Annotated in this window: 17 protein-coding genes; 7 read left to right on the top strand and 10 right to left on the bottom strand. The window is 36.4% G+C overall.

The window, feature by feature from the left end:
* The 10 genes from PKOR_RS13835 to PKOR_RS13790 all read right to left on the bottom strand — a co-directional run bounded on the left by PKOR_RS13835 (position 1) and on the right by PKOR_RS13790 (position 11986).
* Positions 1-1023, bottom strand: a complete 1023-nt coding sequence (locus PKOR_RS13835; protein WP_046311496.1) for a glycosyltransferase family 4 protein — start codon at positions 1021-1023, stop codon at positions 1-3.
* Entirely contained in the window at positions 1020-1769 is a 750-nt protein-coding gene (locus tag PKOR_RS13830) for a hypothetical protein (RefSeq protein WP_158453777.1), read from the bottom strand. Before PKOR_RS13830 ends, PKOR_RS13835 begins: the two co-directional genes overlap by 4 nt.
* A gap of 7 nt (positions 1770-1776) precedes the next feature.
* Complete coding sequence (locus tag PKOR_RS13825) at positions 1777-2982, bottom strand: glycosyltransferase (protein ID WP_046311494.1); 1206 nt, start codon at positions 2980-2982, stop codon at positions 1777-1779.
* A gap of 116 nt (positions 2983-3098) precedes the next feature.
* A complete protein-coding gene (locus PKOR_RS13820; RefSeq protein WP_046311493.1) occupies positions 3099-4079 on the bottom strand; it encodes an exostosin domain-containing protein in 981 nt (326 codons plus the stop codon).
* Positions 4080-4423: 344 nt separating this feature from the next.
* Complete coding sequence (locus PKOR_RS13815; protein WP_046311492.1) at positions 4424-5359, bottom strand: hypothetical protein; 936 nt, start codon at positions 5357-5359, stop codon at positions 4424-4426.
* A gap of 14 nt (positions 5360-5373) precedes the next feature.
* On the bottom strand, positions 5374-5955 hold the full coding sequence (locus PKOR_RS25935) for an acyltransferase (protein ID WP_275451604.1): 582 nt from the start codon (positions 5953-5955) through the stop codon (positions 5374-5376).
* A gap of 13 nt (positions 5956-5968) precedes the next feature.
* Complete coding sequence (locus PKOR_RS13805) at positions 5969-7261, bottom strand: MATE family efflux transporter (protein ID WP_046311491.1); 1293 nt, start codon at positions 7259-7261, stop codon at positions 5969-5971.
* 106 nt (positions 7262-7367) lie between these two features.
* Positions 7368-8519 (bottom strand): polysaccharide pyruvyl transferase family protein, encoded by a 1152-nt coding sequence (locus tag PKOR_RS13800; RefSeq protein WP_046311490.1) that lies wholly within the window; start codon positions 8517-8519, stop codon positions 7368-7370.
* Positions 8520-8855: 336 nt separating this feature from the next.
* A complete protein-coding gene (locus tag PKOR_RS13795; protein WP_046311489.1) occupies positions 8856-11204 on the bottom strand; it encodes a GumC family protein in 2349 nt (782 codons plus the stop codon).
* A 14-nt stretch (positions 11205-11218) separates the two neighbouring features.
* Positions 11219-11986, bottom strand: a complete 768-nt coding sequence (locus PKOR_RS13790; protein ID WP_046311488.1) for a polysaccharide biosynthesis/export family protein — start codon at positions 11984-11986, stop codon at positions 11219-11221.
* A 555-nt stretch (positions 11987-12541) separates the two neighbouring features.
* Here PKOR_RS13790 and PKOR_RS13785 point away from each other — a divergent pair.
* The 7 genes from PKOR_RS13785 (at position 12542) to PKOR_RS13755 (ending at position 17874) form a co-directional block, all read left to right on the top strand.
* Complete coding sequence (locus PKOR_RS13785; RefSeq protein WP_046311487.1) at positions 12542-12814, top strand: PID-CTERM protein-sorting domain-containing protein; 273 nt, start codon at positions 12542-12544, stop codon at positions 12812-12814.
* A 52-nt stretch (positions 12815-12866) separates the two neighbouring features.
* Positions 12867-13391 (top strand): exosortase X, encoded by a 525-nt coding sequence (xrtX, locus tag PKOR_RS13780; RefSeq protein ID WP_046311486.1) that lies wholly within the window; start codon positions 12867-12869, stop codon positions 13389-13391.
* Positions 13360-13857, top strand: a complete 498-nt coding sequence (locus PKOR_RS13775; protein ID WP_046311485.1) for an XrtX-associated membrane protein — start codon at positions 13360-13362, stop codon at positions 13855-13857. The genes xrtX and PKOR_RS13775 overlap by 32 nt, the downstream gene beginning before the upstream one ends.
* Before the next feature lie 367 nt (positions 13858-14224).
* Positions 14225-15616, top strand: coding sequence for an undecaprenyl-phosphate glucose phosphotransferase (locus PKOR_RS13770; protein ID WP_046311483.1), 1392 nt, complete (start codon positions 14225-14227; stop codon positions 15614-15616).
* Positions 15617-16226: 610 nt separating this feature from the next.
* Positions 16227-16661, top strand: a complete 435-nt coding sequence (locus PKOR_RS13765) for a CBS domain-containing protein (protein WP_046311482.1) — start codon at positions 16227-16229, stop codon at positions 16659-16661.
* An 81-nt stretch (positions 16662-16742) separates the two neighbouring features.
* On the top strand, positions 16743-17171 hold the full coding sequence (locus tag PKOR_RS13760) for an NADH-quinone oxidoreductase subunit A (protein ID WP_148561692.1): 429 nt from the start codon (positions 16743-16745) through the stop codon (positions 17169-17171).
* Positions 17172-17235: 64 nt separating this feature from the next.
* On the top strand, positions 17236-17874 hold the full coding sequence (locus PKOR_RS13755; RefSeq protein ID WP_046311480.1) for an NADH-quinone oxidoreductase subunit B: 639 nt from the start codon (positions 17236-17238) through the stop codon (positions 17872-17874).
* Positions 17875-17965: the final 91 nt, after the last annotated feature.

Raw genomic sequence — 17965 nt, 5'->3', positions numbered from 1 at the left:
TTATTTTGTTTTACTTAAAGCCTCCTCGATCACATTTAGATATCTTCTTGATACTAAATCTGGATGATGGATTGCTAAATGATTATAAGCAGCACTTTTTAGTTCCATCTCTAGTTTACCATTTTCTAAAATTTCTGTAATACGATCAGAAAGAGCATCTACATCCCCACGCTGAAACTTAAGCCCCGCATCCCCAACAGCATCAGGTAAACCACCACCATCTGAAACAATAGGAATACAACCACATGCCATACCCTCCAGGACAATGTTTCCAAATGGCTCCTCCCAAATAGAAGGCACAAGTAATATCTTATGACTGTTCAAACAGTTTACCAATAACTGCCCCCGAAGTGCACCCATAAATTTCACTCTGTCTTCTAAACCGAATTGTAAAACCATCTTCTCTAGGCTTTCTCTCTCCGGGCCACTACCAATTATGGTCAAAGATAAATTTTCATAGACAGGTGAAAGCTTATATAACGCCTTTATTGCTAAATCAATACCCTTGTCAGACACTAAACGGCCTAAATAAACTAAACTATTATTGCGAGGAACAGCGGGAATTATTCTAAAAAGGTTTGTTCGATAAGGATTACCTATTACCACTGCGTTACACCTGCTCTTCCTACGCACAGCTTCGCTCACAGCAATAGTGGCTGTTGCCCGCCGCAGCCACAAAAGCTTAAGTCTATCCTGCCAACCTAGTTCACCATTTGTCCTACTTACCCAAGTTCGTAAAGCAACAACAGAAGGCTTCTTGAAAAAAATAGCAGGCCACGCCATACGTAAGCACGGATTATTTTCAAAAACTACATCTGCCCATGCATGCTCCTGCAAAAGCCTCAACTTATTCGGGTTTCTAATAATTTTATAGGGGAAAAATTTACCTGTAGTATCTGTTGACCAAGTCAACAAACGCAAATCATGTCCTGCCTCTACAAAAGCAGAGGCTAAGATTTCAGAATTTACCTCAATTCCCCCAATGTCTGGGTAGAAGCGGTGAGTGATGAACAATATCTTCATGAAACCGCGCGTAAAATTCTCTTAGCTGATTTCTGTGCCCAATCTACCAGAGTTACATTCCTCGAGGACTCAAATATTGGGTTTATACTAGTTAATGATATTTGCTCCTCCTGAATCGACCATTCATGAACTTTTCCTTTAAGGCCACCAATCAAGTGTACAGCCAGCGTACTAGCCTTTGGCCCACTACAATTTTCTTGGCATATAAATTGAACTTCTGAAGGGCAATAAGAAGGTCCAGATTTGCCAAATAAAAGCGCCCAACATGTCTGTTCACTTAACCAAGGAGAATTTCGTACATCCGAAAGACCTAAATAATACTCGATAAAATCTAAATCGAAATTTCTGGTATCATATGAGAAATAACCTGAATTAAATCTAACAGGTATTGCCCATTTATATTTCAATAAACCATTGCGCAGCTTAACTGATAATTTTATAGAATCTGTTTTCAGATAGGTGTTTTCCTGTTGATTAAAATATCTTTGGCAGTTCTTTAAATAAATTATGTCTGAATCTGTAAAGGTATACCGGGGACTCTCTTTAGATGCAATTAAAGGAATATCCAAGAGTTTGAAGGATAAAGGAAAATCTTCTCTATACTTCTTGCAGTTTGGCCGATTACCTATCTTTTCTAAAACAAAATCCTCTCTTTCCTTTCGGGATATCACCCTCACAGAAGGTGAAAGCTGAAGAATTTGTTTTACATTCTTTTCAGTAAATGAACCATCATCAATGACATACAAATGTTGCTCAGGTTGAAGAAATCGTAGTATTCTGGGAAGAGTAATGAAAGCCATCGGAAGATCTCGTTGACAGAGTAGGGTAAAAACGTGCTGTGTCATTAAAATTATGGTTAATATGGTTTATAAACTGTTGCGCTACCTCAGGAAGAAGTGAAAAATACTCAGGTCTTTCAGTACATTTAATTGCTGAAATTAAATCTCTAAATATCAGCCTATCCCTAAAATCATAGTCTAATGCATGTTCACTTTTCCATTTTGGAACCCATATAGGTAATCCGTGCTCAAGCATTGCAATGGCAGAACCACTTTTACCCAAATAGCGAATTTCAGATCTAGCTATTCCAACAGTACATTCAGTCAGTAATGAACTTAGAACATCTGATTCAACAAAGCCACAATCCACTATTAGAATTCCATAGCCAGAAAGGGTCTCTGTTAACTTCTGGACGAAAGCATCTTTCATAGGAGTATAGCCACAAACGAGGACTATACTTATAGGTGACGGGACTTTAATACAAAAGTTAACAAGTTCACTAACTACTTGCTCTAAAAATTCTCCCCGGGGTGCTGTTCCAAAGTACAGTATTTTCTTTGTAGTAGGTGGTAAGTTATTGAAGGGTACTGGAAGAGCATTCGGCGAACGCTTTAATATGTTTCCAAAAAGTCTAAGCACAGCAGCCTGTACACCAATTCTGCTTAAGCGCTGTTTATTGAAAGGTATTGAAACATGAACTAAGGAAGGCTTTAATTTATGCACACAATGACGAATGATAAGCTGCTGCAAATGTGAAACTATCATTGTTGACAGCGGTCTTCTTTCCTCAATCCACAACTCATGGAACATTATGTGCCACTTAAATGGGCCACTCAACGAACTTAATAACTTAGCTAATCCAAAAGGTAACCCTTTAATATTATAAGCATAGGGCACAAACTGAAGACTCACCCAATTTGGAGCGAATTCCTCAACCCACTTTTTTGCCCATAATGATTTTCTGCTGGCAGATGTTTTTGATGGAATTCGAAGTACAGAAAAACTTATATAATCATTATTTTGAGTTTCAACAATTTTCTCTGTTATAAACCTATCATTCAATGCTACAGCACTAACTGCGTTTCCCTGCTTGATAAGTTCTGTTGAAAGGCATCTAATGTAATCACTTACCCCATCTTTGCCTATTTCTAATGAACCACATAAAAAAACAATTCTCATTTCATTGAAATAATAGATTTAACTATTCATTTAGATCCAAGAAAGAGCTTTACTAAGTCATCTCATGGTAACTTAATCTTGTTTTATCAAAATAAAGACTAAAGTAAAAAGCTGAATTAGCTAAACTTTGTTAGCTTTCTTGCTTTATGTAAGAACCTTTGAGGGATAGTCCAATTATTGCTCCAATAAAGGCTAAAGGACCTCCATCTTTTTACTTCATTCTCATTAGAAGTAGCTGGTGTGTCTCTAATAAGTGTCATAAGTGATTCGGCGTAATATTTTCCGATGACCTCAGGACAAAAAAAGCTCTTCCAGGCTATAAAAGCTTGTTTTCCTAGTTGATCATGTAATTGCTCGTGTCGAAGAAGATAAGAATGAAGTTCAGTTACCTGTTTTTGGGGAAAAAATAAAGCGAATTCATTCCAATTTGGCCCAGAAGGTGGCATAAAACCATCAGCCAAAATAACAGGGCATCTACTTAGAGCCATGCTTTCATAAATCCTAAAGCTTACGGGGGCCCAACCTGCTGGACAGAGAGAAAACTTAGCATTCAGAATCAAATGTATGTAATACTCTTTTTCATCTTGCTTATGATTCATCCAGCTTTCTGTTGTTTCTATACAGAAATCCTGTTTATACTGAAATAAATCAATAATTTGCCTTCTAATTTTATTAGATCTTATATTACCTCTCCAACTAGCAAGATATGTTGGAAATATATTTTCATGCTTTTCTAAGAAAACCGAATTATTGGGGAAGACCATAAACGGAACAGCTACATGAAAGCTAGCATTAAATCTTGATTTTGGTATACTTGTGTATAAACCACGTAACAATCCAGTAGCACAGTCGTCACGGTTGATGGTAAATATTTTATTCCTATATTTCGAAATCAGAGGATCCTTCAGCAGTTCAAAAATATACCTAAAATCTTTATAGGAGCTTTTCTCTTGTATAACTATGGCATCAGCTAAATCAGGGGATGATACCTCTTGAACTGTTTCAATATTTAAAAGCTCTTCTCTAACTCTTTGGAGAATAGTTGAACTCTTATCAGCAAGAAGGGACATATCACTATTGACAAAAAAGAACTTCATGTTAGTAGAGCATTTAATACAGAAAACAATTAGCTCAGAAAAACTGACTATAATATTTTTATTTATAAACAAAGAATTAATTTGACTAAAATAAATACAAATCCTATTATTAACAATTAATTTATATTTGTTACATCATTATTTTAGTGAGTGATAAAAAAATTGATGTGGTTGAATAATAAAGTTTTTAACAACCGCTGTATCAGATAAAATAAACCAGTTTAAAGTCAATACCAAAATCACTTATAATATTTCAGAGAATAAACAATCATATATAAAGAATTAATTCTACTAGATATTAAGAAAAAACGAGCTTACTTAATAACTATATTTCTTGATTACATTTAAGAAAGTGAATTGCTTTTATAAAATCTTGCTCCGCCCCGAAGCACTTTACACAAAAGTTGTTTTCGTTTTGTGATAGAACTAGATATAGGTTGAAATTCTGTCCCATTAACATATTCCCAAAATAATACATCTGAATTTCTTGGAGGAGAACCTCTAACATATTCTTTAAAGAACTTTCTCCTCCAAGGTTTAGGTCCTATAGGATGAGACATTAAATGAATCCCATTTTTGAACCCCATTGCATCAGGGCCTATTGTCGAAAGTGGAGCACTCGTTGTCATTGCAGCTAAATTGAGTGAATCCTGATTAGCACTTAACACCGTGTTTGTCCGATCATGTACTCTGAACTTTTTCATGTCACCACTTTTTCTTGAGAGTGTTCTAAAACAACGCTCCCAATCATCTATAAAATCTATTGTTTTATTGCTCCAACCAAGAAACCCACTGTTATAATAGCGTTCTATTATTCTCTTGATTTCGATACCATCCTCTTCAGCAAGTTTTATCCATTGTTGTCTTACTGGGTGATTTGAGCTCATATCAAAGTTTACATCCTCACATAAGGCTACTCCTTCTTTAACCCAATCTCCAAAAAAAGACATTCTATTAATGACAACGATATCAGAATCAAAAAAGAAATATTCATTTGCATCTGGCTCTATCACCCGAGCCAAGTGCTTAAACCACTTTGGTTTTTCATGAACCATATGAAGGTCTGAGTCAAGAAGTACTAACTCTAACTCTAAACCGCTTTTAAGAGTACAGGACTTTCCATGCTTCGAGTTGACGAGTTTGGGAAGCCAATTTGGTAATTGTCCTCGGTAGCCGATAATAACACGATCAACATATGTTCCATGCTTTACTACTGAGTTTACCAGCGCGGCAACACCCATGAAGTAATCATTCTCAGCAAGAGTTGTAAGAATTTTCATGTATAAAAGGTTTATTACTTGCGTGACTTAAGTTTTCTTGCTGGTATACCCCCCCATATCTCATAAGGAGGAACACTTTCTGTTACAACTGCTCCTGCTGCTATTACTGCACCAGTATGTATGGTTACTCCTCTTAAGACTGTACATCCTGTTCCAATCCAAACATCATCTTCTACTTCTATAGATGAGGAGAGACATTTTTGATTTTTTATTGGAATATTTATATCTATAAAAGTATGATGAGCATCGCTAAAGACACACATAGGAGCAATTAAACACTTGCTGCCGATTTTGAAAGGACCTCTTACATTTATCTGAGTAGAGTGTCCAATAAAAGAATCCTTATCAATTACAATAGAAGCTGACTTCCAGTTTCCTCCTGCCCTTAAGCGAACATGATCTTCAATTTCACATCCGTCCCCAATTATTACCTGTTCCGGTACTGGCATGAACACATGCCCAAGTTTTACTTCTTTCCCAATTTTCGCACCTAAAGACTGATAGTATACTATCCGGGTAAATAATCTGATACGATGTATCCAATCACGCAAACGAAAAAGAATTATCACAGATGTCTTTCTTTCACTTTTGTTCATAATCTTATGTTCTTTATAAAGTCTTATTTCGAATCCAAAAAACAAAATAAACAGTTCTAAAAAGACATGTAAATGAAAAAGTTATAATTGAAAACCATAATACATGCGTGACAAGGCTTAAGTCTATCGAATTGAGTACTAGAATTTGTATCACTATAATAGTAGGAATAAAAATATACGGAGAAGGAATTATTCCTCTTGCTGCATTTAAATTATGAATAGTACCGCTGATAAGTGCTAAACAACTCCCTGTTACTATAAGTAAAATCTCGTCTGTTAGATTAGTATAGTTACTTCCTAAAACAGAAAGAATTTGCTCAGGAAACAGCCAAACAATGCTTAGTATGAAAAAGCTCATGATAAAGAGAAACAAAATTATCTGGAAAAACCGCGTATAAATTAGTCTTAAGTTTTCCGAGAGACGGGCAAAGCGAGGCACGAGCAAAGTCCCTAACACTGTCCCTACAATATTCAAAACTATAGTAAGTCGTCCCAGAGCACCAACTTGTGCTATGGCTTCAGTAGATCCAAAAATCGAAATAAGCCATATAGTGATTTGGCCTGAAACACAATAATATATAGCTCCTGGAAGAATCAACTTAACTTTAGAAAGAATCTCTTTCTGTACATCAGCATCAGGCTTTTGGCTCCTATCGGCGTATCTTGCAGATATTTCCCGCAACCGTATGTTAGCCCATATCTGAGGAAGACCAGATGAGAGTACAGCAACAAAGGCCCAGGGAAAAGCGAATAAAGTAAGCAGGAGCATAGCTAATCGTCCAATGTTGGCGCCAATCTGATTCTTTTGTAATGAAACAACATCCTGTTGCAGCTTAGGCACTATTTGAAGCAAAGTACCAGAAAGTGCTGAAAAAAAAGCAGGGATAAGAGACACAATGAGTAATACTGACATTAGCAAACTTGCATTGTGCCGATGAAGCAGAAAAAAGAGGATAGGAATAGCAATCAGCAAACTACAGATAGCAAATTTTTTTCTAAGATATAAACCAGTGGACAGCACAACACCTAGCTTTTCACGATCTTGCCAAACTTTTCCACCCTGCGCCATTACTCCTGTTGATATACCACCATCAGCTAATATGGTCATAGTCCCTAACATAGTATTAGCCAAGGTATACATAGCATATTCATAAGTAGGTAAGAGTCTTATAACAAGTAACCCACTTATAAAACCCGTAACCTGAACGATTGTCTGTGCAGATCCTGTAACAGTTAAAAGTCTCCCCCACTCGAGTACTTTTCCATATTTAGGATTGGTAGAAAATGCTTTGGCTAATTCTCTCATTTAAAAGCTTAAAAAATGAAAATATGAAAATCATATAAATGAAAATATGAAAATCATATTTTTTGATAAAGAAATATATAGCTTAATCTCAGAGGAGTCTTTAAGTTTACTTGACTTGAGACACCTCTACACCACTTAACATGAGAGACGCTATGCATTCATTTATAGCTGTATGACTACTCCTTTCACAAGCGCTAATAACTTCTGAATCAACTCTAATTGGTTCTGGAACTTGTGTACAACCGTTTGCAAGATCAGTAGTTGACAGAAACATTTGCCTTTTTATCCCAAGCTCCTGAAGCATTAGTTCATTTTTAGTTGCATATGCTATGGGGGTTAACTGGACCCCTGCCTTCAAGGCAAAAATGGTAGCATGAAGCCTTGTAGCTATAACCCAATCAGCAGTTGCTATTTTATTTAACATTTTAAGAGGATCTGGATGGTATTCATTATGTTTTACTGGCAGATCCTCTAACAATATTTCCCCAAACTCTTTGTCTTGTGGCGTAAATGGAATTGTTTCCACAGCATAACCCTCTTTAAGAGCTTTATTTACTATGGAACTAATTATAACTTTATAGGAATTTTGCATTGTTTGAAATCCTACATGTAGTTCAGGTCGTTCATTTTTGAATTTTCCAGAGGGGAAAATTTGACCATTTATAATTTGGCCATACAGTGGCAGCACGTTGATTAGTAACAGCTTTTTGCTTTTGGTTCTTCCAATATTTTCACGTTGTTCTAAACAAAACTCTCTTAATAAAGAAAATGCTATATCTGGGTGATGAAGAACTTGTTTTCTTCCAGTTAATTTTATAAGCCTTTCTGCTTGCTCTTTACTTCTACAGCTAACAAAAGCCGCGTTACGAACCAAATTAACACAACTGGATGGGTAGCTTTCCTCATTAAAATCAACACCAAGTAAACCTACTTTATTATATTTGCCCTTATACCGTTCTGCTACATGACTTAAAGAATCTGCGTAGCCTACTGCTCCGCCACCAACAATAGCAAAAGGTGCTTTGGGCCACTTTTGAAGGTTATAAATAGTCTGAAGCCCAGAATCGATGCCCTGTGAAGAAAGAACACTTTTAACAGCTTCTCCCAAAGCCATATCGCCTAAATTCCCCCCATGATAGCCGCCTACAACTCCTACTTGAATTTTAGAAATCCATTGTTGAATACTGCGACTCACGTGCCTTATTTGTGTATAAGACAAGGGCATTTTTATTTTGCTAATGTTATTTCTTAAGCTCATTTTTGTTCAATTAAAGCTATGCAACTACATATAACAATTGTATTTTAATCATAATGAAGTAAAGTACAAACTTTAACACTAACGTTGGAAGTGTTTCATGACTGGTGTGCCTAAACATGTAATTCAGCGGATCCTTATTACATTAAAACATACCATTATAGCGTCACTTCAGTATTTATGATTGATAGTAATTACTTCAGAAAAATTTCGTACTTGATGAGAGTAAAATTAGCCTCTACCATAGAATGCGGATTTTAATATATACCTTTCAAAGTAGCTGTTTCATAGCTACTAAAGATTTAAGGAAATGGAATACCAAAACTTATATAACTAAAGTCATATAAGTTTTTTAGAAAGATCTTTTTTTTCCTCTTTAGAATAACAGTATCCATACCCGTAACCATAAGAGCTTACATGTTTAGAGTCATTTAGCACAATCATTGGATGACATAAAGTCTTATTTCTATAAATCTCATCTACTATTTCTATCTGCCTTTTCTTTGTATAGTTATATCGTACTATATAAATAGTAGAATCAATTACAGAACTTATACTTAGTGCATCAGCGACCTGACCAACAGGTGCCGTATCTATGATAATGAAATCAAAGCTTGACTTTAACTCTAATATCAGATCAGCAAGCTTTGTTGACATCATGAGCTCCGTAGGGTCAGGTGGTGTAGGGCCAGAACTTATAACGAACAAATCAGTAACTTTTGCTGAAGACCTGATTATTTCATGTATAGGAACATTGTTTGAGACAAGATAATCACTAACACCTATCCCTTCTTCTGATAAACCTAATTCATCTGATAAGGTTGACTTTCTGAGATCTAAATCTATGAGCAAGACCTTTTTACCTGTTAGCACCAAACTTGCCGCTAAATTTATTGCAAAAAAGGTTTTACCTTCCCCACTCATACTCGAAGTAATTAGGATAACTTTATTTTCTTTGTCTACAGCAGCGAAGTGGAGCTTTGCCCTAATATGCCGAAACATTTCTACAATTGGCGTACGGTTACCTTTTGTTACAACAACTGTATCATAATTATTATGAGGCAACTCTCCTAGAACAGGCGCAATGGTTAAATGCTGTACATCCTGTTGAGTTTGTACTTTGTCATCCAACAAATCTTTGATGAAGATACCTGCAAAAGGCAAACAAATCCCTAACAGCAGAGACATTAAATAAATAGTAGATTTATTAGGAGAAACAGGCACATTACCACCCTTAGCAGGATCTATAACACGTAGGCTAGACACCGTAGCAGCTAATGATAAAGCTGTTTCCTCCCGCTTTTGCAAAAGGTAAAGATAAAGGTTCTGTTTGATAGCCTGTTGTCGGCTTATTTCCAGCAACTCTCGCTCCATAGAAGGAACCTTTTTGATTTTAGACTCAAACTCATCAGAGTTCGCCCTCAAATTATTACTTGTTATGAGTAAGCCCTTCTTGATGTTTCGTAAATTTTCCAGAATACTACTTCTGATATTAGCAAGTTGTTCATTTAAGTTTTTAATGATGGGACTTTTAGGCTGTGCGGTACGTAGCATACGTTCCCTGTCCAGTTGTAATTCATTAAACCTCGCAATCAAGCCCATCAAAGTTACATCTTGGATACTAAGAGTACTTGGAACCATTTTGTACTGGTTTTCATCTTTATTCAGGTAGCTTTCAATTGATTCTAAAATTTCAATCTGTATAGCCCAGTCTGATAACTGCTTATTATATCCACTTGCAATGTTTAAGTAGTTAGAGGCTTGTATATTAACATCTGTTAATTCATGCTGGCGTTTATACTGTTCCACATCTTTCTCTACACCAGATAATTCAGAAGTAAGATATCTTAATCTCTCATCTATGAAGTCTATTGTATAAGAAGCTATTAAATTTTTATCTTCTATCGCTTCCTTATTATAGACCTCAATCAATTTGTTTACAATATCCTTTGCTTTTTCCGGAATAGGATCAGTTAATCCTACCCATAGAACACTAGCACTTTTGTTTACTGGACCAATTTGTATTGCCTGGCTATAATGTTCTGCTAGTTGCTGAACATTTTTAAACTTAACTGTTAGTTTACTTCCTATCGATTTACTAGAAGCTGTCAGACCAGAATCTGGCACCACAGTAAAGACACCGTACGGCTTTTGGATCTGCTGCCCAAACTTATAAGTATACATTTTGCCCTCATTATCATCTAAATTGTATGTACTATCAGATTTAATATGTATAACAAAAGATTTACGATAAGCTGGGGGGGCTAAATCATTTACCAAAACTTTAATGGGAACTTCTGAACCATAAATTTCTATATCATTTACCCGTCCCTCTATATAATAACCGATAAATAGAGACAACTCACTTGCCACTCTTTTCATCAAACTTTCAGATTGGAGCACCTCAATCTCATTATTTATGTTTTTGGTAGCTTGAAAAATCTCTAAATCACTAAAAGCACTTTCATTTGATAGATGAGAGTCACTTTTATCATCTTTGATAAGCACAGTACTATACACAGAATATTTTGGTATTGTATAGTACCTTAAATACAAAAAAGCACCACACAAGCCTAGCGCAGCTCCAATCAGGAATAAATACCAGTATCGAAGATAATTAAGCAGAATTCTTCTTATATCTTTTTCACCAGCCCTTTCAGAACTTAATGGAAACAGTTCTTTATCCATAATGCATTTTTGTGTTATAGTATTCTTGAACCTACAAGAGCCAAAACAGAAACTACAGAAAGTATAAATGAGACATTTGTTCTGGTCATGTTTGACTGTGCAGCTTTTGCTTTGACTGGCTCCACATAAACAATATCATTTTGCTGTAGATAATAGTAAGGAGAGTCAAAAATATCTTTACTGTTGAGATTCATTCTACCCACACTCCTAACGCCATCTACCTCCCTAATTACTAACACGTTCTCTCTTTTCCCAAAAATTGTCATGTCACCCGCATACCCTAATGCTTCCATGATATTCACTTTTTCTGTAGGAACAGCAAATGTTGAAGGGTTATTGACTTCCCCTAATACTGTTACTTTGAAATTTAGATACCTGATGCTAACAACAGGTTCTTTTATATAGTCTTTCAGAATACCTGTTAATTTATTTGTAGCTTCTTCTTTAGTTAATCCTGCAAGTTGAATTTTTCCTAATACAAGAAAGTTTACAGCCCCGTTTTTATCAACTACATACCCCTCACTCATAGTAGATGCAGTAGCATTGATAGTTTGTCCTCCTGTCTGTACTAAACCATTACTAAAAACCGCGTTATGTTCAGGACTCAAACTGTTAACTGTTATACCTAAACGATCATCCACTTGAATAACTGGATCTTTTCTATCAATTAGGCTATCAAGAGAATTATTTTGTTCCTTTAAATCACTCAGATATACCAAGTTTCTTTGAGAACAAGCTCCCAACATTATCAAAGAAAAAATAGCAACTGTTCTTAATATCATACTTTAAAGAATAGGGGATGAAATAATATTTAAATTTTCCAATTATTAATTAGTACGAATCATTGGTGTAGCAGATTTTACAAGTGCCCTCCTCTTCAACATTTGATTTAGAAATATGTAATTTTAAAGAAAATAAAAACTCAAGATTATCTTATATAAACTGCTTTAATGATATTAGTTGTTTATAATATAGCCTTGAAAAAATTTGAAAAGATTCAATAATTAACAATACCTACCAAAATAGATTTAAACAAATAATTGAACAGACATAAATAATTGTTACAACAACGGCAAAATACATACACTACGAATTTTACTTTATTTATATTTATTTAAACAATGAATACTTTATTTATATTTAAACGTAGAATATAAATAAACTGTTTTGGTGTTTCTGTTTTTGTTGTTAATACATATTTACACTCCTGGCGGAAAACAGTTGAAGCTCAGAATTAAAAAACAACAAGCTTCTACTCTGACTTCAAGCTAATTTATTAAAAGAGCCAGAAGCTACTATTGTAATCTGTTTCACTTCAAATTTTAATTCGATCAACCATGAAAAATTCACTTAACAAATCAATATTTATAGTTGGAGCTATATTGCTGCTCAACATCTTTACCACATTAGCTGGAAAAGGCCCAACAAAAAATCCCAATGGTAACCCACCTTTTAATGATGATGGAAAAAATGGCCTGGGCCCCAAGCCTAAAACTTCTGTACCCATCGATGGTGGAGCCAGTGTTTTACTTGCTTCTGGTGCTGCTTATGGCCTTAAGAAATTAATAGTTTACCGTAAGAGGAAGAATATGTCTGAACCTATGGATTAAAGTTTTACGGATTAGATTAATAACTCTAAGCTGTTCTAATAAAACATACCATATGAAAGAAAATAAAAAAGTTGTCAGGTTTCTTTTGTCTGCAGTGGGCCTATGGCTAGGTTGGTTTTGTCTGTACGACATTTGGCTGAGCCAATTCGATAATTGGCTGTCTTTGAAAGTTGCTGATGGAAGTGCTTTGCTTTTGGGCTTGATTGGCTATGCAGCTGAAACAAAGAATTCAGTAGTATTGATTGACGGCACAGAACTGGTTTATATTGGTGATTCATGCAATGGCATGGTCTTGATGGCTCTATTTGCAGGATTTATTGTCGCATTTCCAGGTCCACCATCAAAAAAGCTCGTATACATTATATTTGGTATATTATTTGTTAATTTACTGAATATTATCCGTGTTACAACCTTGGCTCTTAATTCTCTCTATAGTTCACATACTCTGGAGTTTAATCATAGATATACTTATACTATTGTTGTCTACTCCTTTATCTTTATTATGTGGATGATTTGGGTAAAATGGTTTTCTTCAATAGATAATTATGTCAGCAACACTTCCTCAGCTAAACAATAAGGAGAGTAAAATTATCAAATGGTTTCTTCTTACAGTGTTAGTTGCTTTCTGGCTTTTGGTTGGATTGAAAGAGCACGCCATAAAACAAGCCATAGCGTCATCTATCTATTTTGTTATTAAATTGTTCGACTTACCTGCTGTTCTATATAGTTCAACTGAACATGCATATGCTAATCTTACAAAAGTTGGGAGTAGGCTTATTACATTAAGTTATGGCATAGCATATTGTGGAACAAGTTTACTTGTTATACATATGTACTTCATGAACATAAGTATTACGAAATTAACATTAGGCCTCTATATATCTATGTTTATTGCCTCATTACTCATAAATGAGGTAGGTAAAGAACTACACTTTGAAACCTTCAGAGTAGTAGCTTATCGAATAATGTCAATGACCCTCTCTCCTGTACCTATAATGCTTATCATACCAGCTTTACAATTACATGCAAAAAAGGAGGTTTAGTTGTGTAAGTAGCTTCTTGATTTCCTTAACAATAAGATATAAATCTAAAAATTCAAGATTTGCATTGGTAAGATTAGGCTGTAAAAAATCAACTCGTAATCAATTATAACCTAATCTTATCACTGTGTAAGATTTTAATGGCGTTGGAACAGCTTATTAATCCACCCACACTTATTTTACAAATATTCACTAAATATAAAAATAAATACGAATTATACTAAATACTCTTCCGTATATTTGTCTATAACGACACCCCTACATCATCACCCTCAAACTATTTCAAAGATATAAATTTATAAGTAGGATTAGCCATTCTTAAACGACATAATATAAGTTAAATTATACTTATAACAAGAATATTCAAACCATGACACATAAGTATTCTACAATATTTAAGTGGATAAATGTCGTTGTTGACTACACTCTCTTAAATAGTACCCTCTATGTATCCTTTTTACTTGCAAATGTAAACTTTGCCTGGGTAGATGTGTACGACTATAGACTAACAATCGTATTGTTAAACTTCTGCTGGTTTTATAGCGCTAATGTTTTTCAAATTTATAATAACTTATTACGACGAGAAGCTGTTCCCATCATGTCTGCAAATGTTGCTTCTCTATGCTTGTTCATTAGTTTATCCATTGTTATAAAATTTATATTACCTCATATTTATGTTCCACCAACTCCCTTTATTTATTACTTTGCAGCTTTCCCAGCCCTTGTACTAACTTGGAGATTTTCTTTCCTTCTACTAAGGAGGCATAGAAGAATTTTTTGGCTTGATACCAATAAGATTATCATAGTAGGAGCAGGAACTGTAGGAAAAGATCTCTACAATTACATAATTTCAAACCCACAGCTAAACATTATAGTAGCGGGAGTCTTTGAAGAAAGCAATTCTAAAATTCCTTCACACATCAGATACCTTGGCAAAGTTGAAGAATGTATAAACTATGCATGTGCAAACAACATTAGTGAGATTTATTGTGCCTTGCCTAGCGGAGAAAGCGAGAAAATAGAGATTCTGATGCAGGAGGCTGACAGGCACATGATACGCTTTAGGTTGGTACCAGACGTTAGGGGTACAATCCACCATAATTTTATGGTGGAGCTGTTTGGAGCTGTACCCGTTCTAAAGCCACGACAGGAGCCGCTAGAGAATAAGGCAAATGAAATACTGAAAAGAGTATTCGATATCTTTTTTTCATTATTGGTTATCATGCTCCTCTTAAGTTGGCTTATTCCGGTGCTTGCGGTAATTATAAAACTTGACTCCGAAGGACCTGTTTTTTTCAAGCAGCTCCGGTCAGGAAAAAACAACAAACCTTTCTACTGTCTTAAATTTAGGAGCATGACAGTAAACACTGATAGCGACACTTTACAGGCAAGCAGGTATGATGCAAGAATAACTCGAGTTGGCAGATATATAAGAAAAACAAGCATTGATGAACTACCGCAGTTTATTAATGTCTTTTTAGGAGATATGTCAGTGGTTGGTCCTCGACCACATATGCTCAAACATACTCAAGATTATTCCCAAGTAATTAATAATTATATGGTTCGACATTTTCTGACACCTGGTATTACGGGTTGGGCACAAGTGAATGGTTTCAGGGGAGAGACGAAAGAAACTGTTTCTATGCTCAACCGAATTCAGGCAGACCTGTGGTATCTGGAAAATTGGTCAATTCTTCTTGACCTTAAAATAATCTTTCTTACATTCTGGCAAGGTCTGAGAAATCGTGATAATGTCTATTAAAAAAGCCTGCTGCACCTTGTTAAACATCTCATCCCTTCCCTTTTCTTAATCTTTACCAAGATAGATCACATACTGGCTTAGAAACACTAGCTACTGATAGGACTACTGCGGAACTGTAAACAGTAGCTTCGATAAAATATTGTCTAATAACAGCTTCTGTAAAGACATCAAAAAATCTAACCACCTATTTATCAATCAGGCACAAAAGTAGCTAACTGTAAGAAAATACCTTCTAACAGTACTTACCTAAAGTAAAAATACCCCCACAACCTATCAATAATGATCAGAGCGCTTACGCTTTGGCTTCTCTTTGCCATAGCAGTGGTAGACGAAGTAAGCTACTCCGTATGATGCCAGTACCAAACCTATTATCAATGTTTCCATACTTCAATATACGTAATTATAACAACATGTTGTTGTGTAAACATAAGATATACGTGGGCGATTAACAGATAATACAGGGTAAACGTCTCTTTCGCATAAAATCTATGCTTTAACCTTAAATAAAAAGAGCAAATTTTTATTATTTATCCTACCTAAATTTGAAATAATCGTATATAGAGTTAATCTTTTTGGCTATCCACGTCTAAAACCTTGAAAGGAGGCATTTATGGGAACAGTCCGACACATCCTGCAAAAGAAAGGACATGCAGTTCTTTCCATCACTCCCACAACCACGGTTTATTACGCCCTGGAGCTAATGGTGGAGAAAAACGTCGGAGCTCTTTTAGTGCTTGATGAAAATGAACGTTTTGCTGGAATTTTCACTGAGCGAGATTACGCTCGAAAAGTTATACTAAAGGGGAAAGCCTCAAAAGAGACCTTAGTGCGTGAGATCATGAGCGAGCATCCTGTCACCGTAACACCAGACGACACGGTAGAAGATTGCATGAAACTTATGACACATAAGTACATTAGGCACCTGCCTGTAGTGCAGGATGGTAAAATTGTTGGTCTAGTTTCTATCGGTGACATTGTGAAATATATAATAGAAGAGCAAAAGTTCATCATTGATAATCTTGAACATTACATAACAGGACATTAACAGACACCGCAGCACTTGTGACATATGATTTAAACTGTTCTTGATCAACATAAAACAACATTCGCGAGGAGGCGAATAGCCGTGGATGCTTCAAGTGAAAGTACAACATTGCTTTGGCCCTTAGTGGTCTACGGCGCCATTGTGCTAAGTTTAGTGGGGCTTATATTAGGCCTCTCCTACGTGCTGGGCCAGCGGCATAAGGAGCGTGCCACTGGTGAGCCCTATGAAGGCGGCATTGTAAGTGCAGGCGGGGCCCGTATTCGTTTCTCTTCACAGTTTTACCTGGTGGCCATGTTGTTCGTCATCTTCGATGTGGAGGTTGTGTTTATACTTGCGTGGGCTATAGCTTTTAGAGAGTTGGGCTGGTACGGCTACGCCGGGGTGGCTGTGTTTGTGCTGATGCTGGTGGTGGTACTGATATACGAGTGGCGCAACGGCGCTTTGGATTTTGGCCCGGATGGCAACAAAATCTTAGCGGCCTACAAAAAAATGCAGAAACCTGCTGCCTGAATTACTGACAGAGAAGACTCCCTGTACGGGGAATAAGCATTTATAACCTATAACCAAACCGCCTATGAAATGGTGGCTAAGCAAACCGGATGATCCAGTAAAGGCGACGAGAGGCACCAGTTCTTACGAGGAAACGGTGCAGCAAAGCGTTATGCTCACCACATTGCAGGACCTTATCGCCTGGGGCCGGAAAAATTCTATGTGGCCCTTCCATTTCGGGCTGAGCTGCTGTTTTGTAGAGATGGCCACTAGTATGACACCCAAATATGACGTTGCCCGCTTCGGAGCCGAGGTAATCCGTGGTACGCCGCGCGAGGCCGACGTGATGATCATCGCCGGTACGGTTTTCATCAAAATGGCCCCTATTATCAAACGCCTGCATGAGCAAATGATGGAGCCACGTTGGGTGATCTCAATGGGTAGCTGCGCCAACTCAGGCGGCATGTTTGATATCTATAGTGTGGTGCAGGGAGTTGATAAATTCTTGCCAGTGGATGTATACGTACCCGGTTGCCCTCCCCGACCCGATGCTTTTATGGAAGGCCTGATGCTATTGGCAGAGTCAGTTGGCAAAGAAAGGCGACCACTCAGCTGGACAATTGGTGAACAGGGCATAATCAAGCCGGATAAGATTGATGTGAAGGAAAGACGGCAGGAGACTCGATCAAAAATGACGGAGTTCCGCTCACCTGATGAGGTATAGGAAGTTAGAGAGTTCGAAGAGGGGTATAGAAATTAATATCTAGGGTCATTCTGGGAGAAACCTGGTGGAAATAAAGTTAGCTTATGACCCT

This window comes from Pontibacter korlensis (assembly GCF_000973725.1).
Classification (GTDB): domain Bacteria; phylum Bacteroidota; class Bacteroidia; order Cytophagales; family Hymenobacteraceae; genus Pontibacter; species Pontibacter korlensis.
The sequence above is the reverse complement of the archived record's forward strand: the minus strand, read 5'-3'. Positions and strand labels throughout refer to the sequence as shown.